Annotated in this window: 18 protein-coding genes; 14 read left to right on the forward strand and 4 right to left on the reverse strand. The window is 71.4% G+C overall.

Annotated features, from left to right (window positions below; all coding sequences use genetic code 11):
* Window positions 1–228 precede the first annotated feature (228 nt).
* The 9 genes from sucC (at window position 229) to AB0J91_RS11900 (ending at window position 13,444) form a co-directional block, all read left to right on the forward strand.
* Entirely contained in the window at window positions 229–1,395 is a 1,167-nt protein-coding gene (sucC, locus tag AB0J91_RS11860) for an ADP-forming succinate--CoA ligase subunit beta (protein WP_363790348.1), read from the forward strand.
* A 7-nt stretch (window positions 1,396–1,402) separates the two neighbouring features.
* The gene (sucD, locus tag AB0J91_RS11865; RefSeq protein ID WP_363790346.1) at window positions 1,403–2,287 is read left to right on the forward strand and encodes a succinate--CoA ligase subunit alpha; all 885 of its coding nucleotides are present in this window, start codon (window positions 1,403–1,405) and stop codon (window positions 2,285–2,287) included.
* A gap of 227 nt (window positions 2,288–2,514) precedes the next feature.
* The gene (locus AB0J91_RS11870; protein ID WP_363867019.1) at window positions 2,515–3,402 is read left to right on the forward strand and encodes a DUF5336 domain-containing protein; all 888 of its coding nucleotides are present in this window, start codon (window positions 2,515–2,517) and stop codon (window positions 3,400–3,402) included.
* Window positions 3,403–3,594: 192 nt separating this feature from the next.
* On the forward strand, window positions 3,595–5,001 hold the full coding sequence (locus tag AB0J91_RS11875; RefSeq protein WP_363867022.1) for a DUF6350 family protein: 1,407 nt from the start codon (window positions 3,595–3,597) through the stop codon (window positions 4,999–5,001).
* A gap of 177 nt (window positions 5,002–5,178) precedes the next feature.
* Window positions 5,179–5,766, forward strand: coding sequence for a phosphoribosylglycinamide formyltransferase (purN, locus tag AB0J91_RS11880; RefSeq protein ID WP_363867025.1), 588 nt, complete (start codon window positions 5,179–5,181; stop codon window positions 5,764–5,766).
* A complete protein-coding gene (gene purH, locus AB0J91_RS11885; protein ID WP_363867028.1) occupies window positions 5,763–7,328 on the forward strand; it encodes a bifunctional phosphoribosylaminoimidazolecarboxamide formyltransferase/IMP cyclohydrolase in 1,566 nt (521 codons plus the stop codon). The genes purN and purH overlap by 4 nt, the downstream gene beginning before the upstream one ends.
* Before the next feature lie 407 nt (window positions 7,329–7,735).
* Window positions 7,736–8,443 carry a hypothetical protein gene (locus AB0J91_RS11890; RefSeq protein ID WP_363867031.1) on the forward strand — a complete coding sequence of 236 codons (708 nt, stop codon included), beginning with the start codon at window positions 7,736–7,738 and terminating at the stop codon, window positions 8,441–8,443.
* Entirely contained in the window at window positions 8,440–10,095 is a 1,656-nt protein-coding gene (locus AB0J91_RS11895; RefSeq protein ID WP_363867034.1) for a DNA polymerase Y family protein, read from the forward strand. The genes AB0J91_RS11890 and AB0J91_RS11895 overlap by 4 nt, the downstream gene beginning before the upstream one ends.
* Before the next feature lie 76 nt (window positions 10,096–10,171).
* Window positions 10,172–13,444, forward strand: a complete 3,273-nt coding sequence (locus tag AB0J91_RS11900; RefSeq protein ID WP_363867037.1) for an error-prone DNA polymerase — start codon at window positions 10,172–10,174, stop codon at window positions 13,442–13,444.
* 219 nt (window positions 13,445–13,663) lie between these two features.
* On the opposite strand, the gene AB0J91_RS11905 is transcribed toward AB0J91_RS11900, so the two are convergent.
* Window positions 13,664–14,938 carry an ArgE/DapE family deacylase gene (locus AB0J91_RS11905; RefSeq protein ID WP_363867040.1) on the reverse strand — a complete coding sequence of 425 codons (1,275 nt, stop codon included), beginning with the start codon at window positions 14,936–14,938 and terminating at the stop codon, window positions 13,664–13,666.
* Window positions 14,939–15,045: 107 nt separating this feature from the next.
* Here AB0J91_RS11905 and AB0J91_RS11910 point away from each other — a divergent pair, with 107 nt between their 5' ends.
* On the forward strand, window positions 15,046–15,507 hold the full coding sequence (locus AB0J91_RS11910; RefSeq protein ID WP_207918820.1) for a universal stress protein: 462 nt from the start codon (window positions 15,046–15,048) through the stop codon (window positions 15,505–15,507).
* Between the two features lie 33 nt (window positions 15,508–15,540).
* On the opposite strand, the gene AB0J91_RS11915 is transcribed toward AB0J91_RS11910, so the two are convergent.
* Window positions 15,541–15,897, reverse strand: a complete 357-nt coding sequence (locus tag AB0J91_RS11915) for a VOC family protein (protein ID WP_363867043.1) — start codon at window positions 15,895–15,897, stop codon at window positions 15,541–15,543.
* Between the two features lie 43 nt (window positions 15,898–15,940).
* Between AB0J91_RS11915 and AB0J91_RS11920 the strand changes: the two genes are divergently transcribed.
* Complete coding sequence (locus tag AB0J91_RS11920) at window positions 15,941–16,531, forward strand: pentapeptide repeat-containing protein (protein ID WP_363867046.1); 591 nt, start codon at window positions 15,941–15,943, stop codon at window positions 16,529–16,531.
* Window positions 16,532–16,596: 65 nt separating this feature from the next.
* Here AB0J91_RS11920 and AB0J91_RS11925 read toward each other — a convergent pair whose 3' ends face one another.
* Entirely contained in the window at window positions 16,597–19,092 is a 2,496-nt protein-coding gene (locus tag AB0J91_RS11925; protein WP_363867049.1) for a glycohydrolase toxin TNT-related protein, read from the reverse strand.
* 328 nt (window positions 19,093–19,420) lie between these two features.
* Here AB0J91_RS11925 and AB0J91_RS11930 point away from each other — a divergent pair, with 328 nt between their 5' ends.
* The 3 genes from AB0J91_RS11930 to AB0J91_RS11940 are packed head-to-tail and all read left to right on the forward strand — an operon-like array spanning window position 19,421 to window position 21,824.
* Window positions 19,421–20,650: an MFS transporter gene (locus AB0J91_RS11930; RefSeq protein WP_363867052.1), complete on the forward strand. Its 1,230-nt coding sequence runs from the start codon at window positions 19,421–19,423 to the stop codon at window positions 20,648–20,650.
* A gap of 6 nt (window positions 20,651–20,656) precedes the next feature.
* The gene (locus AB0J91_RS11935; protein ID WP_363867055.1) at window positions 20,657–21,508 is read left to right on the forward strand and encodes a bifunctional methylenetetrahydrofolate dehydrogenase/methenyltetrahydrofolate cyclohydrolase; all 852 of its coding nucleotides are present in this window, start codon (window positions 20,657–20,659) and stop codon (window positions 21,506–21,508) included.
* Between the two features lie 25 nt (window positions 21,509–21,533).
* On the forward strand, window positions 21,534–21,824 hold the full coding sequence (locus AB0J91_RS11940; RefSeq protein WP_363867058.1) for a DUF3017 domain-containing protein: 291 nt from the start codon (window positions 21,534–21,536) through the stop codon (window positions 21,822–21,824).
* 325 nt (window positions 21,825–22,149) lie between these two features.
* On the opposite strand, the gene AB0J91_RS11945 is transcribed toward AB0J91_RS11940, so the two are convergent.
* Window positions 22,150–22,986, reverse strand: coding sequence for a DUF4253 domain-containing protein (locus AB0J91_RS11945; RefSeq protein ID WP_363867061.1), 837 nt, complete (start codon window positions 22,984–22,986; stop codon window positions 22,150–22,152).
* Window positions 22,987–23,377: the final 391 nt, after the last annotated feature.

Below are 23,377 nucleotides of genomic sequence, written 5' to 3' on the forward strand. Positions count from 1 at the left end.
GGCGTTCCGGTGCCCGAACATGGGCGCAGCGCCGTCACGGCGTCTGTTCCGTTCGTCACGCGAACGCAGATATCGCTCCTGCCGCACAAGGCGATTCCCCGTGTTGGACGGGTCGACCCAGGCAGACGCCCTACCTCAGGTGAGGCAGTTCACCAGGTGCGCCGCCCCATGCGTCATCGCAGGTCGATATCGTCACCGAGTCCGACACCGACGTCGCAGGAGAGTCGAGTGGACCTGTACGAGTACCAGGCGAAGGAGCTCTTCGCCTCCCACGACGTGCCGACGCTGCCCGGCACCGTGGCGACCGATCCGCAAGGGGCCAAGGCAGCAGCCGAAGAACTCGGCGGGCCCGTAGTCATCAAAGCCCAGGTCATGACCGGTGGCCGGGGCAAGGCCGGCGGCGTGAAGCTGGCTGAGAACCCGGATGAGGCCCAGACCAAGGCCGAGGCCATCCTCGGTCTGGACATCAAGGGCCACATCACCAACAAGGTGCTGGTCACGACCGCCTCCGACATCGCGGAGGAGTACTACTTCTCCTTCCTCCTCGACCGCGCGAATCGCAACTTCCTCGCGATGGCCTCGGTCGAGGGCGGCATGGAGATCGAAGAGGTCGCGGCCACCAAGCCCGAGGCTCTGGCGAAGATCGCGATCGACCCGATCGAGGGCGTCGACCTGGACAAGGCGAAGGAGATCGTTTCCGCCGCCAAGTTCCCGGCCGAGGTCGCCGACCAGGTCGCCGACGTGATCGTCAAGCTGTGGGAGACCTTCGTCGCCGAAGACGCCACTCTGGTGGAGGTCAACCCGCTGGTGAAGGACCCCGAGGGCAAGATCATCGCCCTCGACGGGAAGGTCACCCTCGACGAGAACGCCGCGTTCCGCCAGGCCAAGCAGGCCGAGCTGGTGGACAAGGACGCGGAGAACCCGCTCGAGGCCAAGGCCAAGGAGAAGGGCCTCAACTACGTCAAGCTGGACGGCGAGGTCGGCATCATCGGTAACGGTGCCGGGCTCGTCATGTCCACGCTGGACGTCGTGGCCTACGCCGGCGAGAAGCACAGCAACGTCAAGCCGGCGAACTTCCTCGACATCGGCGGCGGCGCCTCCGCCGAGGTCATGGCCGCCGGTCTGGACGTCATCCTGGGCGACTCGGACGTCAAGTCGGTGTTCGTCAACGTCTTCGGTGGAATCACCGCCTGCGACGCCGTGGCCAACGGCATCGTGCAGGCGCTGGAGATCCTCGGTGACGAGGCCACCAAGCCGCTGATCGTCCGCCTCGACGGCAACAACGTCGACGAGGGCCGCCGCATCCTGGCCGAGGCCAACCACCCGGTCGTCACCGTGGTGGACACGATGGACGGTGCGGCCGACAAGGCCGCCGAGCTGGCAGCGGGGGCGTGAGGCGATCATGGCTATCTTCCTCAACGAGAACAGCAAGGTGATCGTTCAGGGCATCACCGGCTCTGAAGGCACCAAGCACACCGCTCGCATGCTGCGCTCCGGCACGAACATCGTCGGCGGTGTCAACGCCCGCAAGGCCGGGCAGACCGTCGAGATCGAGGGCAAGGAGCTCGCGGTCTACGGCAGCGTTCAGGAGGCGATGAAGGAGACCGGCGCCGACGTGTCGGTCGTCTTCGTGCCGCCGAAGTTCGCCAAGGACGCCGTGATCGAGGCCATCGACGCCGAGATCGGCCTGGCCGTTGTCATCACCGAGGGCATCCCGGTGCACGACTCGGCCTACTTCTGGGCGCACGCGAACGCCACGGGCAACAAGACCCGGATCATCGGGCCGAACTGCCCCGGCATCATCTCGCCCGGCAAGTCCAACGCGGGCATCATCCCGGCCGACATCACCGGCGCGGGCAAGATCGGTCTCGTGTCGAAGTCGGGCACGCTGACCTACCAGATGATGTACGAGCTGCGGGACATCGGTTTCTCCAGCGCCGTCGGCATCGGTGGTGACCCGATCATCGGCACCACCCACATCGACGCGCTGCAGGCCTTCGAAGAAGACCCGGAGACCGAGGCCATCGTGATGATCGGTGAGATCGGTGGCGACGCCGAGGAGCGCGCGGCCGACTTCATCAAGGCCAACATCACCAAGCCGGTGGTCGGCTACGTCGCGGGTTTCACCGCGCCGGAGGGCAAGACCATGGGTCACGCGGGCGCCATCGTCTCCGGTTCGTCGGGCACCGCCTCGGCGAAGAAGGAGGCCCTGGAGGCCGCGGGCGTCAAGGTCGGCAAGACGCCGAGCGAGACCGCCAAGCTGATGCGCGAGATCGTCAAGGGCTGAGACCCGCACCGACCTCGTTCGTTCGGGGCCGGGTTCCCCGCAGGGGAATCCGGCCCCGACGGCTTTTGCGGGACTCGGTCCGCACCGCTGGGGCTCCGCGACTCCTGCCGCCGAACGAGGTGATTCCTGAACAACTCCTAGCCGGGCGGGCCGCCCTGCTGATGGCTCGTATTCGGTACCGTCGATCAGCAGCCCGATCGAGTGCCTTCGAGGAGTCCGATCAAGTCATGTCCGCCCCGTATCCGCAACAGCCGAACACCGACGGGGGTCGTCGGTCGTTCGAGCTGAAAGAAGTCCTCGCGATGGTGGCGGCCGGCGCCGGCGTTGTCGGCTACCTGCTCGGGTTCTTCGACGACGGCGTCGGCGCCCTGATGGGCAGCATGGCCGGTTTCGGCCTCGTCGCCTCCGCGGCGCTCGCGGGCCTGCGTTTCCTGCCGAAGACGCCGGACGCGCTGTTCGCGGCCGTCCCGCTGGCGGCCTACTCCGCGCTGGCGCTGCTGCAGGACGTCATCCGCAACACCGCATCCGGCCTGGTCTCAGTGCTGATGGTGCTGGCGCTCGCGCAGCTGGCCGCCGTGGTGGGCGTGCTGCTGGTCGAGGGCGGCGTGATCAAGGCCGGTGGCGCCTCCGGCCCGGCGAGCAGCCCCAAGTCCCAGTCGTACGGGCAGCCGTTCCCGCAGGGACCCGGCCCGCGCGGTCCTGGCCCGGGTGGTCCGGCCGGTCCCGGTGGCGCTCGCCCCGGCCCCGGTCCCTCCGGCCCCGGCTGGGGCCCGCAGGGGCAGCCCGCTCCCGGCGCCCAGTTCGGCGGCCCGCCGCCGTGGAACCCGTCCAGCGGCGGTCAGCCCGCCCAGCAGCCGGGAAGCCGGAACCCGTCGTCCGACGGGTTCGCCACGCCCAACCCGGATTCCAGCGGTCCCCAGCCGAACCGGCCCGCGAACCAGTCCGGTCCGATCTCGCAGCCCGGTCAGCAGCAGAACGGCCAAGCCGCGCCGCAGCCACCGGCCCAGCCCGCGCAACAGCCGCAGACCCCGCAGCCGAAGTCGGAACAGGACAGCGGCGGCCCCCAGGGCACCCGCCAGATGCCCCACCCGGGCGCGAACCCACCCACCTTCTGACCCGCCCCCATCACGCCGGCCATGACGTGGCGGCCGTGGGCGGTTCTGGTCCGGACCGTCCATGATCAACGCCCGTTATGTCCGGTCGGTTCGGGCCAAAACCGCCCAATGCCTCAGGCGCGTCGCCCGATGGGCGGAGGCGCTGGCGTGTTCGGGGCCGTTCGGAGCAGTGGTGGTGCGACATTCGGTCGCGTGTCTGCGCTGGATCCGATCCCCCACGCCGTGGCCGCCGGCCATTCCGACCGGAAGCAGGGTCTGCGCCGGTGGTTGTTCATCGCCGTCGTCGGCGCGGTGCCGCTGATCGGGTTCTTCGCCGTCGCCGCCCTGGTCGCGCTGATCGTGGGCATCGCCAGCGGGGCGAGCCTCAACCCGCTGCTGGTCCTGATGGCCGCGATGCCCGGATGGCTGGTGCTCTACCAGTCGCCGCTGGTGATCTCGGGCGCTCCGCTGACCGTGCTGCCGATGCTGCCCACGATCGGCGTGGTGCTGCTGGTGGCAGCCGCGTCGGCGTTCGTCGCCCGCCGCTGCCGGCTGCGCCGTCCCGACCAGGCCTGGCCGGTGATCGCGACGATGGCGCTGGTGCACGCGTTCGTGGGCGCGCTGTTCGCGCTGCTGCTGACCGATCCGTTCAGCGCGGTCCCGGTCGAAGCGTTCCTGAGCTGCGGCCTGACCGCCGCGATCGCGGCGACCGCCGGGGTCGCGAACCGGTGCGGACTGTTCTACCTGGTGTGGGAGCGCACCGACGCCTACGTCTGGACGGGCCTGCGGATCGGGTTGCTGACCATCGCCACCGTGGTCGCCGCCGGCGCGGGCGTGCTGCTGGTCGCGATCGCGCTCTCGGCGCCGGAGATGGTCACCTCGATGTCGCGGATGGGCGGTGCGGGAGACGCCGTCGGTGCCACGTTGTTCTCCCTGCTGTACCTCCCGAACGCGGTGCTGGCCGGCTGGTCCTTCGCCGCCGGCAGCGGGTTCTCCCTCGGCTCCCAGGTCGTCCAGCCGTTGGAGCACGCGCCGGGGCCGATGCCGGACCTGCCGCTGCTGGCGGTGCTGCCGGACGACGGGCCGTCCGTGTGGTGGTCGGCGGTGCTGCTGCTCCCGCTGCTGGTCGGAATGCTGATGGGGCTGGTCGCCAGGCGCGTTCCCGGTCCGCTCGTCCGTCGCCTGGTGGTGGTGCTGGTCGCGGCCGGGGTGGCGGCGCTGGCGGTGCTGGTGCTGGCGGCGGTCGCCGGTGGCAAGCTCGGCAACGGTCCGATCGGGGTGGTGTCGTTCCACCCGGTCGCTCTCGCGCTGGCGACGTCGTGCTGGCTGGCGATCCCGGCGCTGGTGATGACCTGGCTGGGCGGCGTGGAGGAGGCCGACGACCCGGCGCTGAACGCCTTCGGCACCGACGAGTTCGACGAGGACATCGATCCAGAACCGGCCGAGGACACCGAGCAGGACGAGGACTTCGACTACACCGACCTCGACGACCTGATCGCCGAAATCCCGGCCGCCCGCCCAGAATCCGACGCTGAAGCCGATTCCGCCGCGCACGTCACCGCCGAGGAGTTCGACGCCGAGCAGGACGAGGAGGAGCCCGCACCGCGCGACCGGCGGTGAGCGCTGCGCCACTCGCCCGGGCCCTGCCGGAGCCGACCCCGCAACCAGGTCTTACGCTGCGGGGGAGATCGTGCCGAGGCATGTCAGGAGCGAACGCTGAACCCGAGTACGCCCGACCAGCCGAGCACCGCCGCGCACCCGAACCGGATCACGACCGCCGCTCCGGCGCGGGTGGTCGTGCTCGTCTCCGGTTCCGGCACCCTGCTGCAGGCCCTGCTCGACGCCACCAGCGAACCCGACTACCCGGTCGAGGTGGTCGCGGTGGGCGCCGACCGCGACGGCATCGAGGGGCTGGCCCGCGCCGAGCGCGCCGGCGTCCCCACGTTCGTCCGCAAGGTCGGTGACCACACCTCCCGCGAGGAGTGGGACCGCGCGCTGACCGAGGCCTGCGCCGAGCACGAGCCGGACCTGGTGGTCTCCGCCGGGTTCATGAAGCTCGTCGGCGCCGACTTCCTGGCCCGCTTCGACGGCCGATACCTCAACAGCCACCCGGCGCTGCTTCCCTCGTTCCCCGGCATGCACGGGGTGCGGGATGCGCTGGAGTATGGAGTCCGCGTCACCGGTTGCACCCTGTTCGTGGTGGACGCCGGTGTGGACACCGGGCCGATCCTGGCCCAGGAAGCCGTCGAGGTGCTGCCCGATGACGACGAGGCGAGCCTCCACGAGCGGATCAAGGCCGTCGAGCGGCGGCTGCTGGTCGGCACTCTTCAAAAGCTGGCGTTGCACGGGTGGACCGTGCAGGGACGGAAGGTGAGTATCCCGTGACCGCGAACTCCCAGGAGCGGCGCCCGATTCGTCGCGCGCTGATCGGCGTGTCGGACAAGTCTGGCCTGCTGGAGCTGGCCACCGGGCTGCACGCCGCCGGGGTGGAGATCGTTTCCACCGGTGGCACGGCGCGCGCGATCGCCGATGCCGGCGTGCCGGTCACGCCCGTCGAGGAGCTCACCGGGTTCCCGGAGGCGCTGGACGGCCGGGTCAAGACGCTGCACCCGAGGGTGCACGCCGGTCTGCTCGCCGACCTGCGCCGCGAGCAGCACGCCAAGCAGCTCCGCGACCTCGACATCGCCCCGTTCGACCTGCTGGTGGTCAACCTCTACCCGTTCGTGCAGACGGTGGCCTCGGGCGCCGCGCAGGACGAGGTGATCGAGCAGATCGACATCGGCGGTCCGGCGATGGTGCGCGCGTCGGCGAAGAACCACGCCAACGTGGCGGTCGTCGTCGACCCGAGCCGCTACGAGTGGGTCCTCGAGGAGGTCCGCGAGGGCGGTTTCACCATGACCGACCGGGTCGAGCTGGCCGCCGAGGCGTTCCGGCACACCGCGTCCTACGACGTGGCGGTGGCGTCCTGGATGAGCAGGGTTCCCACCGGTGACGACGCCACGTTCCCGGGCTGGATCGGTGAGACCTGGCAGCGCCGCTCCGCGCTGCGCTACGGCGAGAACCCGCACCAGCCGGCCGCGCTGTACGTGTCGGGCGGGCAGGCCACCGGACTGGCCGCCGCAGCGCAGCTGCACGGCAAGGAGATGTCCTACAACAACTACGTCGACGCCGACGCCGCGTGGCGTTCCGCGCACGACCACGACGAGCCGTGCGTGGCGATCATCAAGCACGCCAACCCGTGCGGCATCGCGGTCGCCGAGGACATCGCCGCCGCGCACCGCAAGGCGAACGAGTGCGACCCGGTGAGCGCCTTCGGCGGTGTGATCGCGACCAACCGCGAGGTGTCGGTGGCGATGGCCGAGCAGGTCGCGGAGATCTTCACCGAGGTCGTGGTGGCCCCCGGCTACGCCGAGGGCGCTGTGGACGTGCTGAACAAGAAGAAGAACATCCGCCTGCTGACCGCTCAGCCGCCGCAGAGCGGCCGGGTCGAGATGCGCGCGATCTCCGGCGGCATGCTGGTGCAGGGTTCGGACGCGATCGACGCCGAGGGCGACGACCCGGCGAACTGGACGCTGGCGACCGGTTCCCCGGTGGACGAGGCGACGCTGGCGGACCTGAAGTTCGCCTGGCGGGCCTGCCGCGCGGTGAAGTCCAACGCGATCCTGCTGGCCGACGGCGGCGGGACCGTGGGCGTGGGCATGGGCCAGGTGAACCGGGTCGACTCGGCGCGCCTGGCGGTGTCCCGCGCCGGTGACCGGGCCAAGGGTTCGGTCGCCGCGTCGGACGCGTTCTTCCCGTTCCCGGACGGTCTGCAGGTCCTGCTGGACGCGGGTGTGCGCGCCGTGGTCCAGCCGGGCGGTTCGGTCCGGGACGGCGAGGTCATCGCCGCGGCCGAGGCCGCGGGCGTCCCGGTCTACCTGACGGGCACGCGCCACTTCGCCCACTGACGACGAGCAGTTCCGACGAGCCCCGGACCCGAGGTCCGGGGCTCGTCGCGTTTCGCATCCCGAAGGCGGATTTCGCGCGAATTTCGAGTCCGCCCGCCCACGTCGTGGCTACGACGGCAACCCACTCACCTGCTGCGACAGGAGGTTCTCGAACGAATGTTCACCCAATCCGGCCACGGTCCTTGACGGGGGGTGGGGGCTGGGGGTTGAATAAAGCTATTCGAACTGAGGTTCGAGATCGGAAACGGCCGGTGTCGGGGTCGGCCGCTCCGATGGAGTTCGGCGCTGTGATCCGGGTGCAGGCGCAGTGCTGACTCCACCGCTGCCTTCCCCGCAGCGGCTGTGTTCGTGGGTGCCCGCGCCGGGGTCGGGCACCCACCGCGGTCACGTATGTGGGGAGGGCGGCGATGTCCGCGACGGTGTCTTCGGCGGCGTTGAGCGCGCCCACGGCTGACGGGGTGTCCGTGGGTGTGCCGCACGTCGAGGCGGGCGGTGTCCCGGGTGCGGGCCGGGTGCTGCCGACGCGGGCGGAACTCGCCGCCGTGCTGCCATGGCCAGGTTTGCGCCGTGGCAGCACGGTGGCGGTGCACGGATCGGTGTCGCTGCTCTTCGCGCTGCTGTCCGAGGCGACGGCCAACGGTTCCTGGGCGACCGTGGTGGGCCTGCCCGGGATCAACCTGGCCGCCGCCGCTGAGGCCGGGGTCTCGCTGGAACGGCTCGCGGTGGTGCCGCGGCCGGGTTCCGACCCGGCGGGTGTGATCGCCGCTCTGCTGGACGGTGTCGACCTGGTCGTGGTCGGCGGAACCGGGCAGGTGCTCGACGCCGATGCCCGCAGGCTTTCCGCGCGGGCGCGCAACCGTGGTTCGGTGCTGCTGCCGTTCGGTCGCTGGCCGGGTGCGGAAGTGCAGCTGCGCTGTTCCGGCGCGCGCTGGCGCGGACTGGGTCATGGCCACGGTCACCTGCGGGAACGCGATGTCACGGTGAGCGCGGAAGGGCGTGGCGCGGCGTCGAAGCCGCGTTCCTGCCGGTTGCTGCTGCCGTCTCGCGACGGCTCGCTCGCCGGTGTCGAAGAGCGCCCCGCCGCACGGGCGCACCTGCGCGCGGTGGCCGGGTGAGCGACGTGCCCGCCCGCAGAATCGTCGTGTGGTGCCCGGACTGGCCGGTGGTGGCCGCTTCGCGCGCCGCCGAACTCGAACCACTCGTCCCCGCAGCGGTTTTCGCCGCGAACCGGGTCGTCGCCTGCTCGGCGACCGCCAGGGAAAGCGGTGTGCGCAGGGGGATGCGCCGCCGCGAAGCGCAGGGCCGCTGCCCCGAACTCGTCGTCTGCGAACACGATCCGGCGCGAGACGTGCGGTTCTTCGAGCCGGTCGTGATCGCCGTCGAGGAGCTGGTGCCCGGCGTCGAGGTCGTCCGCCCGGGGCTGGTCGCCGTTCCCGCCAGAGGACCCGCCCGCTACTTCGGCGGGGAGGAGGTCGCCGCGGAGAAGCTCGTCGACGAGATCGACGCGCAGACCGGTGTCGAGTGCCGGATCGGTGTCGCCGACGGGCTGTTCGCCGCGATCCTCGCCGCTCGTCACGCGCGGCACGTCGAACCCGGTGGTAGCCGGGAGTTCCTCGCACCGCTGCCGATCGAGGAGATCGAGCAGCTCGCCGACCGCCTCGGTCAGAAGCAGGCGGCGGCGCAGCCGGAACTCGTGGACCTGTTGCGCCGGCTGGGGATCGGCACCCTCGGCGAGTTCGCGGCGCTCGGGTCCTCGGACGTGGCGACCCGGTTCGGCCCTGCCGCCCTGCTGGCCCACCGGGCGGCCGGAGGTCAGGAGGAGCGCCCGGTCAAGCGGCGGCGGCCACCGCCCGAGCTGGTCGTCACCGAGGAGCTCGACCCGCCGGTGGACCGGGTGGACCGGGCCGCGTTCGTGGCCAAGGTGCTCGCCGACGAACTGCACGCCAAGCTGGGCGATCTCGGCCTCGCCTGCACTCGGCTGGGCATCTCGGCGCGCACCGGCAACGGCGAGGAGCTGCACCGGGTCTGGCGCTGCGCGGAACCGCTGACTCCGGCGGCCACCGCCGACCGGGTCCGCTGGCAGCTCGACGGCTGGCTCAACGGCCGCAGCCGCAAGGGCAAGCCAACCGCCGGGCTCGACGAGCTGAGCCTGCGCCCCGAAGAGGTGGTCGGCGCTGGAGGTCTGCAGCTGGACCTGCTCAGCGCGGCCACCGGCGAGGCCGCGGCCAGAGCGGGCCGGGCTTTCGCGCGAGTGCAGGGCATGCTCGGTCCGGAGGCCGTGCTGACCGGTGTTCTCGGCGGCGGCCGGGACCCGCGCGACCAGGTGCGATTCGTGCCGTGGGGCGATGAGCGGCGGGCCGCGCTGCCCGTCGAGCCGCCGTGGCCGGGCAGGATCCCGGCTCCGTCGCCGACGGTGGTGCCGGGCGATCCGTGGCCGGCCCGGGTGCTCGACGCTTCGGGCGAGCCGGTGTGGATCACCGGCCGGTTGGGGCTGTCCGCCGCGCCGCAGACGGTCGAGGTCGGTGGCGGCAGGTCTCGCGCGGTGGCGGGCTGGGCCGGGCCGTGGCCGGTGACCGAGCGGTGGTGGGTGGACCTGCTGGCCGGTGGTTCCGGCCAGACCGCGCCGGATTCGCAGGTCCCACCGCGCGCGCTGGTCCGGCTCCAGGTCGTGCTGGTCCCGGAGGCCCTGGACGGGGGATCCGACGAGGTGGCGCTGCTCCTGGTGCACGAGCGCGGGGACTGGTGGGTCCAGGGGGCCTACCGCTGATCTGGCGAACACTCGTTCGAGTGGAAGCCCGGCTGTTCGGTAGCGCTGATCGTTCGAACAGGAGTTCACTAGGCTCATGAGCTGGTTCAACCCTCCCCAGAGCTGGTCGGAGCTGGAGAAGGCCCTCTCCGGCGAGGTGCTGCCGCGCCCCGACGACGGTCCGCCGTCGCGCCCGCGCGCCGGGCATCGCGCGGTCGGAAGAGGCCCGGCACCACCCGGCGACCGGGTGCCCTACGCAGAGCTGCACGCGCACTCCAACTTCAGCTTCCTCGACGGTGCCGCCCACCCCGAGGAGCTGATCGAGGAGGCCGCGCGGCTCGGCCTGGAGGCGATCGCGCTCACCGACCACGACGGGCTCTACGGCGTGGTGCGGTTCGCCGAGGCGGCCAAGGAGCACGACGTGCGCACGGCGTTCGGCGCCGAGCTGAGCCTGGGGCTCACCCAACCGCAGAACGGCATCCCCGACCCCGAGGGCGGGCACCTGCTGGTGCTGGCCCGCGACCTCGACGGTTACGCCTCGCTGTGCCGCGCGATCAGCACCGCTCAGCTGCGCGGCGAGGAGAAGGGACGCCCGGAGTACCGGTTGGAGGAGCTGGCGGCCGAGGCGGCCGGGCACTGGCAGGTGCTCACCGGCTGCCGCAAAGGTGCGGTGCGGTCGGCGCTGGCGACCGGGGGGATGGACGCGGCGGCGGTCGAGCTCGACCGGCTGGTCGGGCTCTTCGGCCGCGAGCACGTCGCCGTCGAGCTCACCGACCACGGGCTGCCCACCGACTCGGTGCGCAACGACGCGCTCGCGGAGCTCGCCGATCGCGCCGGACTGTCCACGGTGGCCTCCACCGGTGCGCACCTGGCGGGGCCGGACCGAGCGCGGCTGGCGAGCGTCGTCGCGGCCGTCCGCGCGCGGCGGAGCCTGGACGACGTGGACGGGTGGCTGCCGGCCTGGGCGGGCAACCACCTGCGCTCCGGTGCCGAGATGGCCGAGCGCTTCGCCCGCTACCCGGGTGCGGTGCAGCGGGCCGCCGAGCTGGGCAAGTCCTTCGCCTTCGACCTGAGCCTGGTGGTCCCGCAGCTGCCGCCGTTCGACGTGCCACCCGGCCACACCGAGGTCAGCCACCTGCGGGAGCTGGCCTACCTCGGCGCGCTCGATCGCTACGGGCCACCGCAGGCGGCACCGGAGGCGTACCGGCAGATCGAGCACGAGCTGGCCGTGATCGAGGAGCTGGAGTTCCCCGGTTACTTCCTGGTGGTGCACGACATCGTCGACTTCTGCCGCCGGCAGGACATCCTCTGCCAGGGCAGGGGATCGGCGGCGAACTCGGCGGTGTGCTTCGCGCTGCGCATCACCAACGCCGACCCGGTGCGCTACCAGCTGCTGTTCGAGCGGTTCCTCGCGCCGGCACGCGACGGGCCGCCGGACATCGACATCGACATCGAGTCCGACCGGCGCGAGGAGGTCATCCAGTACGTCTACGCCAAGTACGGCCGCACGCACGCCGCGCAGGTCGCCAACGTCATCGGCTACCGGCCGAAGTCCGCGGTGCGCGACGTGGCCCGCGCGCTCGGCTACTCGCCCGGTCAGCAGGACGCCTGGAGCAAGGAGATCGAGCACTGGGGCCCGCTTCCCGAGGACTCCGAGATCCCCGGCGCGGTGCGCGAACTCGCCGACGAGCTGATGGGTTTCCCGCGCCACCTGGGGATTCACTCCGGCGGCATGGTGATCTGCCATCAGCCGGTCAGCGAGGTGTGCCCGGTGGAGTGGGCCCGGATGCCCGGCCGGACCGTGCTGCAGTGGGACAAGGACGACTGCGCCACCGTCGGCCTGGTCAAGTTCGACCTGCTCGGCCTGGGCATGCTCTCGGCGCTGCACTACGCCATCGACATGACGCGCGAGCACCACGGCCGCGACGTCGACCTCGGCGAGCTGGACCTGTCCGACCCCGAGGTGTACGAGATGCTGTGCAAGGCCGACGCGATCGGGGTGTTCCAGGTGGAGAGCCGCGCGCAGCTGGCCACGCTGCCCCGGCTGAAACCTCGCGAGTTCTACGACCTGGTGGTCGAGGTCGCGCTGATCAGGCCCGGCCCGATCCAGGGCGGATCGGTGCACCCCTACATCCGGCGCCGCAACGACGAGGAGGACTGGGATTACGACCACCCCCTGATGAAGGGCGCGCTGAAGAAGACCCTGGGGGTCCCGCTGTTCCAGGAGCAGCTGATGCAGCTGGCCGTCGACGTCGCCGGGTTCAGCCCGTCCGAAGCCGACCAGCTGCGCCGGGCCATGGGCGCCAAGCGCTCAGCGGAGCGCATGGAACGCCTGCGGGACAGGCTCTTCGAGGGCATGGCCGCCAACGGCATCGACGAAGACCTGGCCGAGCACATTTACCGCCGCATGCTGGCCTTCGCCAACTACGGGTTCCCGGAGAGCCACGCGCTGAGCTTCGCGCTGCTGGTGTTCGCCAGCGCCTGGTTCAAGCGCTACTACCCGGCGGCGTTCTGCGCGGCACTGCTCAAGGCGCAGCCGATGGGCTTCTACTCGCCGCAGTCGCTGGTCGCCGACGCGCGCAGGCACGGAGTCGTGGTGCGCGGGCCGGACATCAACGCCAGCCGGGTGCACGCCGACCTGGAACCGGACGCGACCAGCACCGGGCGCCAGGCCGTCCGCATCGGCCTGTCGTCGGTGCGCAAGCTCGGTGAGGACCTCGCCGAGAAGCTGACCGCCGAACGCGCCGCGCACGGGTCGTTCGCCGACATGGCCGACGTGGCGCGGCGGGTGCGGCTGAACGCACCGCAGATGGAGGCGCTGGCCACCGGCGGGGCGTTCGACTGCTTCGGCCTGACCCGGCGCGAAGCGCTGTGGAACGCCGCGGCGGCGGCCCGCGAACGACCAGACCGGCTGCCCGGCACCACCGTCTCGTCGGACGCCCCCGCCTTGCCCGGGATGGACGGCGTCGAGAAGGCAGCGGCCGACGTGTGGGCGACAGGGGTGTCGCCGGACAGCTTCCCGCTGCAGTTCGTCCGAGCCCGGCTCGACGAGCTCGGCGCACTGCCGGCCGCGCGTCTGTCCGAAGTGGAGCACGGCACCCGGGTGCTGGTGGGCGGAGCCGTGACGCACCGGCAACGCCCGTCGACCGCGGGCGGCATCACCTTCCTGAACCTGGAGGACGAAACCGGAACGGTCAACGTCGTCTGCTCACCAGGGCTGTGGGCCCGCTACCGGAAGGTCGGACGCACCAGCGCCGCGTTGTTGGTGCGCGGCGTGATCGAACGAACCGAGGAGGTGATCAACCTGCGTGCTGATCGGCTTCAAAAACTGAACATCCGCGTGCCCTCGGAATCGCGCGACTTCCACTGAGCATTACCAGTGACAACTACTCTGTGGTCGTTGTGCTCAGCGGTGCGGGTGGCGGAACCTGACACGCCTTCTGGCTCCGGGGTCCGAGACTTGTGTATGTGTCCAATACACGGCGCTGCGGCTGTCCTCCCCAGAAGACGTGTCAGAACCCGCGGCGGTGCGAGTTGCTTTGGTGGGCACGGAGAAAGCGCCTTCGGCACTTGCCTGACGGGGTGGGTTTTACGCGATTCCGCACCTGCGGATGGCCAGCAGCGCGAAGGTGCGGGCGCACTGCTCCAGGTCGGCGATGCTGACGTGCTCGTCGTCGGCGTGCGCGTAGCGCACGTCGCCCGGGCCGTACTGCAGCGTCGGCATGCCGGTGGCGGCGTACTGGCGCAGGTCCGAGCCGTAGGGCGCGCCCACGACCTCCGGGACGGGACCACCGGCGGCGGTGATCGCCTCGCGGGTCTCGTCGAGCAGCGGGTGCCCTTCGGGGAACCGGCCGCTGGCGAAGATGCCGCCCGGCCAGGTGACCCGGACCGGGTGCTCGGCCAGCCACGGGTCGGCCGCGCAGGCTTCGGCGACGGCGGCGGCGAACTCGGTCTTGGCCTGCTCGACGGACTCGCCCAGCCGCACGCCGTAGCGGCCCTCGGCGACCGCGAGGTCCGGCACGGTGCTGGCCCAGTCGCCGACGCGGGCCGTGCCGACCGACAGCGGGTACGGGATCTCCAGGTGCTCCACCAGCGGGTCGGGATCGACGTTGCGCCGGGTCTCCAGCTCGCGCAGCACCGGCAGCAGCTCGGCGAGCTTGTCGAGGGCGTTGACGCCCCGGTAGCGGGTGGAACCGTGCGTGCTCTGCCCGGGGATCTCCAGCCGGAACGTCAGCGAACCGCCGTTGGCCGCCACGATGGTGTTCTGCGTCGGTTCGGCGATGACGCACGCCTCACCGCGGTGGCCGCGCTGCAGCGTGGCGAACGCGCCGAGACCGCCGTCCTCCTCGGCGACGACCGCGTGCACCGCGACCGGCCGGGCCAGCTCGACGCCAGCGGTGCGCAGCGCCGTCAGGGCGCCGAGGAAGGCGACCACGCCGCCCTTCATGTCGCAGGTGCCGCGACCGGCGGCGATGCCGTCGGAGATGCGCAGCGAGTACGGGTCGCGGTTCGGCCAGCGGTCCAGGTCGCCGGGCGGCACCACGTCGGTGTGCCCGCAGAACACCAGCGCCGGGTCGCCTTCGCCGCTGACGCCGACGCAGCCGTAGGCCTCGTCGCGGTGAGCCTCCTGGCCGGGGAAGTCGGGGTGCTCGGCGAGTTCGCGGACGTCGATGCGCCAGTGGTCGACCCGGTGGCCGAGCGCGGAAAGGCGGTCCGCGCACCACTGCTGGGCGTCGTGCTCGGCGGAGCTGCCTCCGACGCTGGGGATGGCCACCAGTTCGCGGAGGTCGTCGACGATGGCGTCGATGTTCACGGCGTCCAGGGCGCGCTGTTCGGCTTCGGTGCGGGGCTCCACTGCGGTCACGCAGCAGAACCTAACGCGGCGTCCCCGGCCTGCGGGAGACCCGTCGGCAAATCGCCTCGGGCCCGGCGAAGGGACCACGACCGCCGGGCACTGAGTACCATTCCGGCGTGGCCGAAGGCGACAGCACCAAGCGTGAATTCGAGATCGGCAAGGACGGTCTGGGCGGCATCGTCGTCGGCATGGACGGCAGCCCGGCCAGCTTCCACGCCGCGGCGTGGGCGGCGGGTCTCGCCCGGCGGGAACGCGCGCGTCTCGTGCTGGTCTACGTGGAGGCCGTGGGCGGTGTCGCCTACTGGTCGCCGATGGGCGTCGCGGTGGCGAGCGAAGCTGCTGAGTCCCTGGTGGAGGAGCTCAAGCAGGAGGTCGTCTCGCACCTCAAGTGGGTGGACATCGACTGGGACTTCGTGCACCACCGGGGCGACCCGGCGGTGGGCCTGGAGCAGGTCGCCGAGCAGTACCGCGCCGACCTGATCGTCGTCGGTCGTTCGCGCCGGAGAGGCGGCCTGCTCGGCACGGTCCCGGCGACGCTGGTGGTCGAAGCGGTCCGCCCGGTCGTCGTCGTCCCCTGACGCGGACCGCGAACAGCTCCTGGCCGCGAGGTCTCAGGCGGGCCGGTGTGACAGGGTGTTGACGACGGTGCCGCTCGGGTCGCGGTGGAAGAACCTCCGCACGCCCCACGGCTCGTCGGTCAGCGGGTGCACGATCTCGACGCCCCGCTCCACCGCGGCCGCGTGGGCGGCGTCGACGTCGTCGACCTCGACGGAGATGTCCGGGTGCTCCGGAGCGCTGGCGTCCTCGGTGATCAGGGCGAGCTGGCGCAGCCGGTCGTCCGGGGCGCAGAGCGTGACGATCCAGCCCATGTCCATCACCACCTCGAAACCGAGCACCTGCACGTAGTGATCACGGGTGGCGGCGATGTCGGTGGCCCTGATGTTGGGAACAACTCGGTGGATTCGCATGGTGCCTCCGGTGTCGTCGGGCGCTCGTGCCAAGGTGTGGGCCATGACGAGCGCGGTCGGTGAGGACTTCCAGGACGCGATCTTGCCGGATCAGGAGTGGTCCGGCCGGGTCTTCGAGCGATGCGTGTTCACCGACGCCGACCTGACCGGTCTGAAGACCCGCAACTGCGTGTTCACCGACTGCGATTTCACCGGCGCCGACCTCAACACCTCCTCGCACGTCGCCAGCGCGTTCCGGTCCTGCAAGTTCGAGCGCACGGTGTTCGGCAAGAGCAGCTTCGACGGGTGCAGCCTGCTCGGGTCCAGCTTCGTCGACTGCCGGCTGCGGTCGCTGACGGTCCGCGAGACCGACATGACCCTGGTCGCGATGGGCCGTTGCGACCTGCGCGACGTCGATCTGCACGGCGTCCGCTTCCGGGAGGCCAACCTCACCGAGTGCGATCTGCGCGGCTGCGACCTCAGCGAAGCGGACTTCAGCGGCGCCCGAATGCTCGGCGCGCGCCTCAACAACGCCGACCTCCGCGATGCCCGCCTCGACGCCGACGCCCTGGTCCAGGCGAACCTCCGGGGCGCCCGGGTCGACACCGCCCTGGCCCTGTCCTTCGCAGCGGCCCACGGCCTGCACCTGGACTGAACGGCCTGCAGCGCGAGAAGAGGGCCCTCCCCCGAGCTGGGGAAGGGCCCTCTTCTCAACCGGTTTCACTCCATGGGCGGACGTTCGCCCGACGGCATCTCGGCGAGGGTGCCGTCGGCGATGAGGTCGCTGACCGAGGCCGGGAGCACGAACGCGGTGCCGCCACCGGGCTGCTCGAACCACGCGACCGCGGTTCCCCGCAGCGCCTGGATCGGGCGCTGCACCCGGTAGGCCGAGTAGGTCCGGTTGGACCACTGCGGCGGCAGCGAGCGGTGCGTGTACGGCGTGCGCACGGTGTACATCACGTTGCCGTTGGGCTCGCCGAAGCGGTCGAGCTCGGTGCCCGGCTGCAGCATGACGATCCGGCGGTCCCGGTACAGCGTCAGCGGCGGTTCGCCGTTGAGCGGCTGGATCTGCTGACCCTGCGGGGCCTGGCCGTTGGCAGGCTGGCCGTTGGGCGCGGCCTGCGGCTGGCCCTGCGGGGGCTGCTGACCCTGCTGCGGACGCGGCGGTCCGGGCGGCGGGCCCTGTCGCTGCGGACCGGCCATGCCGGGGCCACCGGGACCGGGACGACGCTCGGCGCCACCGACCGGACCCTGCTGCGCGGCGGGGTTGCCGGCCGGGGGAACCGGGGCGTTGCTGTCCCGGCGCGGCTGGCGCTTGGGCAGCGGGTTGGACCCCGGGGCTCCACCGGCCTGCGGCTGCACCGGGTTCCCCGCGGGCGGGGACGGCGGAGCCTGCGGCGGAAGCGGGCGGTCCATCGACGGAGCCGGCTGGAACCGGGTCGGCTCGTCGGCGGGCGGTGCCGGCGGGGCCGGTTCCTGGGACGCCTGCGGAGCCTCCTGGTTGGCGGTGAACAGCGGGTTCCCACCGGTGCTCGGGCCCGACTGCTCCGGCTCGCGCGCGGCGCGCTGGGGCAGTTCCGACGCCTGCGGCGTGCGCTGCGGCAGATCGGCCGACGGCTCCGGGGTGCGCTTGGGCAGCTCGGAGGCCGGTTCCGGGGTCCGCTGCGGGAGGTCGGCGGGCTCCTGACCGCGCTGCGGCAGGTCGGCCGGTTCCGGCGTGCGCTGCGGGAGCTCGCTGGCGGGCTCCGGCGTGCGCTGCGGAAGATCGGCCGGTTCCTGCGGCGTGCGCTGCGGGAGTTCGGGTTCCGGCGCGCCGCGCTGCGGCAGGTCGGCGATCTCGGGAGCGGCCGGTGCCGGAGCGGCCGACGCGGTGGGCTGCTCCATCAGCAGCTTGCCGAGCAGGTACGCGGCGGCGTGGTCGACGCGGGCGAACCGGACGTCCTCGTTGCCGGTGACGACCCAGTCGTCGCCGTCCTGCACCAGGCAGTGGGCGTCTGCGCTGCGGCTGCCCAACCGGTAGGCGTCGCTGTCCACCTGGAAGTCGGACAGCCGGTCGTGCAGCTGCGCCAGCACTTCCTGGGCGTCGGGCGCGTCGTCGTCCTCGTCGAGGACGTGCCGCGAACCGGAGGCCGACGGTGCGTCGTCCTCGACGAGCTCGTCGGCCGGCTCGGGAACCTCGTCGACCTCGGGCTCACCAGAGGTGGAGCCGATCGCGGCGGCGCCGGCGGCGGCAGCTCCCGCTCCGGCGGCCACCCCGGCGCCCAGGCCGAGGGCGTCGTCCCCGGAGTTCGACTCGGGTTCGCCGGCAGCCTCGTCGGGCTGGTCCACCAGTTCGCTGACGGCGGCTTCGCGGGTCTCGTCGTCGACGTCGCCGACGGTGAAACCGCGGCTGCGGACGTGCTCGACCAGCGCCGATTCCGGCGGCATGCCGTACTGGGCGAGGTAGTAGGCCACCGAGCCCGGCCACAGCCAGGTGCCGTCGGTGTGCCAGGTGCCCGGGACGGACTGGGCGCGCTCGGGGTCGAAGTGGTCCTCTTCGTTCTCCCGGGAGGCCAGCACGACCGGGGCGTTCTCCAGGTACTGCCGCAGCGCGCCGACCTCATCGGCGGGCACCGGGCGGCGCTCGGAGACCACCGGGCGACCTTCGTCGTCGACGTCGTCGAAGACGTTGGTGATCCGGAAGCGGCCGGAGCCGACGGTGGCGGAGGAGAACGCGGTCTCGTCCTCGAGCCCCGCGACCGTGTCCGGCACCACGGGGGTGTCCTCGGCCTGCGAGGATGCGGTGCCGTCGACCCGTTCCTGCATCCAGTCCGGGATGTTGTCCTCGGACCGCGGGTAGCGGCGAAGTTCGTCGACGTAGGCCGCGCGGGGCAGCGGGCGCTGCCACTGCGGCTCGGTGTCGAAGTTGATATCGATTCGATAACTGGACGGGCGCTCGACCACGTAGAGCGCGCTCAACCAGGTGCCCACGTCGGGGCGGTACATGCCCTCCCGGAGGCGCTCGAAGATCTCGCGCAGCTCGACCGGCGGCTCCAACGAGCGTGAACTGCCGTCCTGCGCGGTGAGCTCACCCAGCAGGTCGGTGTATTCGCCGGTGGCGCGGTACTCCACCGTGATCTCCTGCCAGTCCTCAGGAGCGCCTTGTAAAAGCAGAACACCGATCTTGCGGGCGATCTGCTCCTGCTCTTCCGGACTGATCGCTGTCGGACGCGACATGGGTGACATCCTCCCCCTCTCGACGAGGCAACCCGACTCCACCCCGTCGAAACGCTACTCGACGCGGGCCCGGCGTTGTGCGCTGTGTGTGACATCCGCGCCGCCGTTGATCGTCTTGTGGCGGTTTTCAAGATCACCCTGGGTGAGACCGATGATCTCGCCCCAGAGCTTGCCTGCTGAAAGTTCGCATGAACATCACACCACCAGGTGTATTGGATCAGCGAGGGGCCCCGAAAACCAGTAGCGGTACGCCCGTGCCGAACGACACAGTTATCACGTGCTGCGTCCCTACCGACTACTGGCCGCTGTCCCACACGCTCCGTCACTGATGGGCTTCGGCCTGCTCGCCCGCCTCTACATCCCGGCTCAGGTGATGGTCCTGACGTTCCTGATCGCCGAGTGGACCGGTTCCTACGCGATCGGCGGCGCGGTCTGCACGGCCATGACCATCGGCCAGGCGATCGCCGGACCGGTGCGCGGCCGGGCGGCCGACCGCACCTCGGTGGCGAAAGTGCTGGTGGTGAGCGGGTTCTTCCAGTCGGCCGGGTTCGCGGCGATGATCGTGACCACGCAGCGGCTGGACGGGGCGCACTGGTGGCTGATGCTGCTGGTCGGGTTCGCCACGGGCCTGGCGTCCCCGCCGCTGGGGCAGGTGGCGCGCTCGATGTGGCCGCGGATCACCGAGGGCGAGGCGCGCGAGGCCGCTTACGCCGTCGAGGCGACGCTGCAGGAGCTGCTCTACGTGGTGGCGCCGATGCTGGCGACGTTCGTGGTGGCGGCGTGGAGCCCGTCGGTGGCGCTGGCGGTGTTGGCGGCCTGGGCGCTGATCGGTCCCGGTCTGTTCGCCTCGGCGTGGTGGCGGGCGGGGATTCGCGGCGGGCTGGGCGGCGGTGCTGCGCCAGGACGTTCGGCCGGTCTGGTGCGGGTGCGGGGTTTCGTGTCGATGATGTGCTTCTTCAGCCTGTCCGTCGGCGCGCTGGTCTCGGTGGACCTGGTGCTCGTCGGCTGGGCCCGCGAGCGGGGTGAGCCCGGTTTGGCGGGAGTCATGGCGATGATGTGGGCGCTGGGGTCGCTGGTGGGCGGTCTGGCGATGGGCGGTTTCCCGCGCTACCGCTTGGGAGTTCGCTCAGGGCTGGCCGCGCTCGGCCTGTGCGCGCTGGTCCCGGCGCTGCCGCCCGTGTCCAGCGGATCGCCGTGGGTGATCGGGGCGATCCTGGCGGTCGGCGGTGCGGCGATCGCGCCGTTGCTGGCGGCCTCCAACGGTCGGCTGGCCGACCTGGCACCACCGGAACGCCGGGGCGAGGCGTTCGGCTGGACGACGACCGCGAGCACGATGGGCATCGCGATGGCCAACCCGCTGGTGGGCTCGATGATGGACCGCGGGGGACCGGCACTGGCCGGGGCGACGTGCGCCGCGCTGGCGGTCGCCGCGTTCGGCGTGGTGCTGGTGCACCTGCGCCGCTCCGGTCCGCTGCGGCCCGCCGGGGAAGTGGTGGGAGAAGTCGCGGAGAAAACTGCGGACCGGCGAGGTCAAGCCGCGACCGATCTGCCACGATGAGCAGCTGTGAGCGCGACGATTCTCGACGGCAAGGCCACCAAGGACGCGATCTTCGAGGAGCTGCGACCCCGCGTCGCCCGGCTCGTCGAGCGAGGGCAGGCCCCGGGCCTGGCAACGGTGCTGGTCGGAGACGACCCGGGTTCGCAGTCCTACGTGCGCGCCAAGCACAACGACTGCGCGAAGGTCGGCATCAAGTCGATCCGCAAGGACCTGCCCGCCGACGTCAGCCAGGCTGACGTGGAGGCGGTGATCGACGAACTCAACGCCGATCCCGAGTGCACCGGATACATCGTGCAGCTGCCGCTGCCCAAGCACCTCGATGCCGGACCGCTCCTGGAGCGCATGGCACCGGCCAAGGACGCCGACGGCCTGCACCCGATCAGCCTCGGCCGGCTGGTGCTGGGCGAGGAGGCTCCGCTGCCGTGCACCCCGCGCGGCATCATCGAGCTGCTGCGCCGTCACGACGTCGAGCTCAACGGTGCGCGCGTGGCGGTCGTCGGTCGCGGCATCACCGTCGGCCGTCCGATCGGCCTGCTGCTGACCCGCCGCAGCGAGAACTCCACGGTGACCCTGTGCCACACCGGCACCAAGGACGTGGCCTCGGAGATCTCTCGCGCGGACGTGGTGGTCGCGGCCGCGGGCGTGCCGCACCTGATCACCGCGGACATGGTCAAGCCGGGCGCGGCCGTGCTCGACGTGGGCGTCACGCGCACAGAGGACGGGCTGGCCGGTGACGTGCACCCGGACGTCGCCGAGGTGGCCGGTTTCCTGTCGCCGAACCCCGGCGGCGTCGGCCCGATGACCCGCGCGATGCTGCTGACCAACGTCGTCGAGGCGGCCGAGCGCAACCTGGGCTGAGCTTCGGCGCGGGGACTGGAGGAACGTGAGCGACTGGATCCCGGACAGGTATCGCCTGTCCGTCCACGTGCCGTTCGGCCTGGTGTGCGGCATCGGGCTGATCGGGTTTCTGCTGGTGGCCCTGCAGCACTGGCGTCGCGGCACGGTCGTGCTCGGTCTGGCTCTGCTGGTGGCGGCGGGACTGCGCGCGATGATCCCGGACGAGCGCGCCGGTCTGCTGGCCATCCGCAGCCGCGTGGTCGACATGCTGCTCTACAGCGGTTTCGGCGTGGTCATCATCTCCATCGCCATGACCATCCGAGGGCTGTTCGGCTGACGAGAACCCCAAGAGGCAGGCGCCCCACCAGGGACGCCTGCCTCTTTCACGTCCACAAGAGACAGTCCGCGAAAGACCACGAGCTCCGAGCAGACGGTTCTCGCTGACAGCGTGGTTCCCCGATTTCAGTGGAAGTCGGGACCCGGGTTTCAGTGGAAGTCGGGACCCGGGTTTCAGTGGAAGTCGGGACCGGGGTTTCAGTGGAAGTCGGGCCCGGGGTTTCAGTGGAAGTCGGGACCGGGGTTTCAGGAAATCGGGACCCGGGTTCCGGGGAGAGGACTCCGATTTCAGTGGAAATCGGGGTTCTGATTTCCACTGAAATCGTTCAGTCCCACCAGAAGGACCAGGTGCGGCGGCCTCGGATCTCCCCTGCGTAGGCCGAGATCGAGCCGGTCTCCTGCAGGATCCGGTCGGGGCAGAAGGTCCAGTGCTCGGCGGCGACCTGGGCGGCGTGCTCGGACGTTTGCGGCGGGGCGGCGACGCTCATGTCCAGGCGGTCCGGGCCGAGCCGCAGGATGCGGGCGCCGAAGCGCTCCTCCCAGCTGCGCACCATCGCCGACAGCCCGGCGGTGCGCGAGACGTGGTTGGCGGCACCGGACCAGCCGAGCACCGTCAGGACGTCGGCACCGCGCTTGACCGGCACCAGGGCCAGCCGGGTGTCGGCGTCGACGAGCTTCGGGAGTTGCTGGTTGGCCAGCACGTCCGGATCGGCCAGCAGGTTGCCGGCCTTGGCGGGGCCCGGGCAGGTGTAGTCGAAGGGCGTCAGGACGTCGAGGTCGTAGGCTGGGCCGAGTTCGTCGTCGGCCTGCACCAGGCCGTCCCAGATCCGCACCATGACGTCGTAGACGCGCCAGCGGTCGATGTGCTCCAGCGGTTCGGGAGCCGTCACTCCGACGGTGCAGCGCTCGCCGAAGGTCTCGTCGCTGTCGCACAGCAGCAGCGGCCACAGCCCGCTGCGCCGGTGCTCGGCGCGCAGCGCGGCGGCCAGTTGGGGCCTCGGGGTGTCCAGGCTGATCCAGCACAGCGGTGTCGGGTAGGCGGCCATCGACATCCGCTCGGTGAGGATCTCGCCAGGTGGCAGCTCGGTGGAAAGCCCTGAACCGATGCCGAAAACCGCAGAAAGATCGGCCGGTGCCCCCGCGTCCCGGTCGTCTTGCAACACTTCACAGCCTCCTCGCGATTCCCGTTGGAACCACCTTAAGGACGTGGGGCGTTTCGTGGGAGCCCGGGATGGTGCAAACCAGCTAACATTTCGGGTTTTCCGCCCGTCGGGTGCCGGGCAGCAGCACGACGCGGCCGGTCTTCTTCCCGGATTGGTGCAGGTCGAGCGCCTGCTGGGCGTCCTGGAGCGGCATTCGTCCGGCCGTTCCGATGACGCGGATCCGTCGGCGACGGCCGGCGGCGCGAGCAGCGTTGCGACCCCGCCGCGTGCACCGGCACCGTTCGTCCTCTTCGGACGTTCGCGGCGTGCTGAGCCTCGAGGTGACCGGTCAGTTCGCAGGGAGGGGGTCGGCCCGGAACCGCGGTTCCGGGCCGAGGTGGATTCGGTCCTC

The organism is Saccharopolyspora sp. NPDC049357 (assembly GCF_040677225.1).
Taxonomy (GTDB): Bacteria; Actinomycetota; Actinomycetes; order Mycobacteriales; family Pseudonocardiaceae; genus Saccharopolyspora.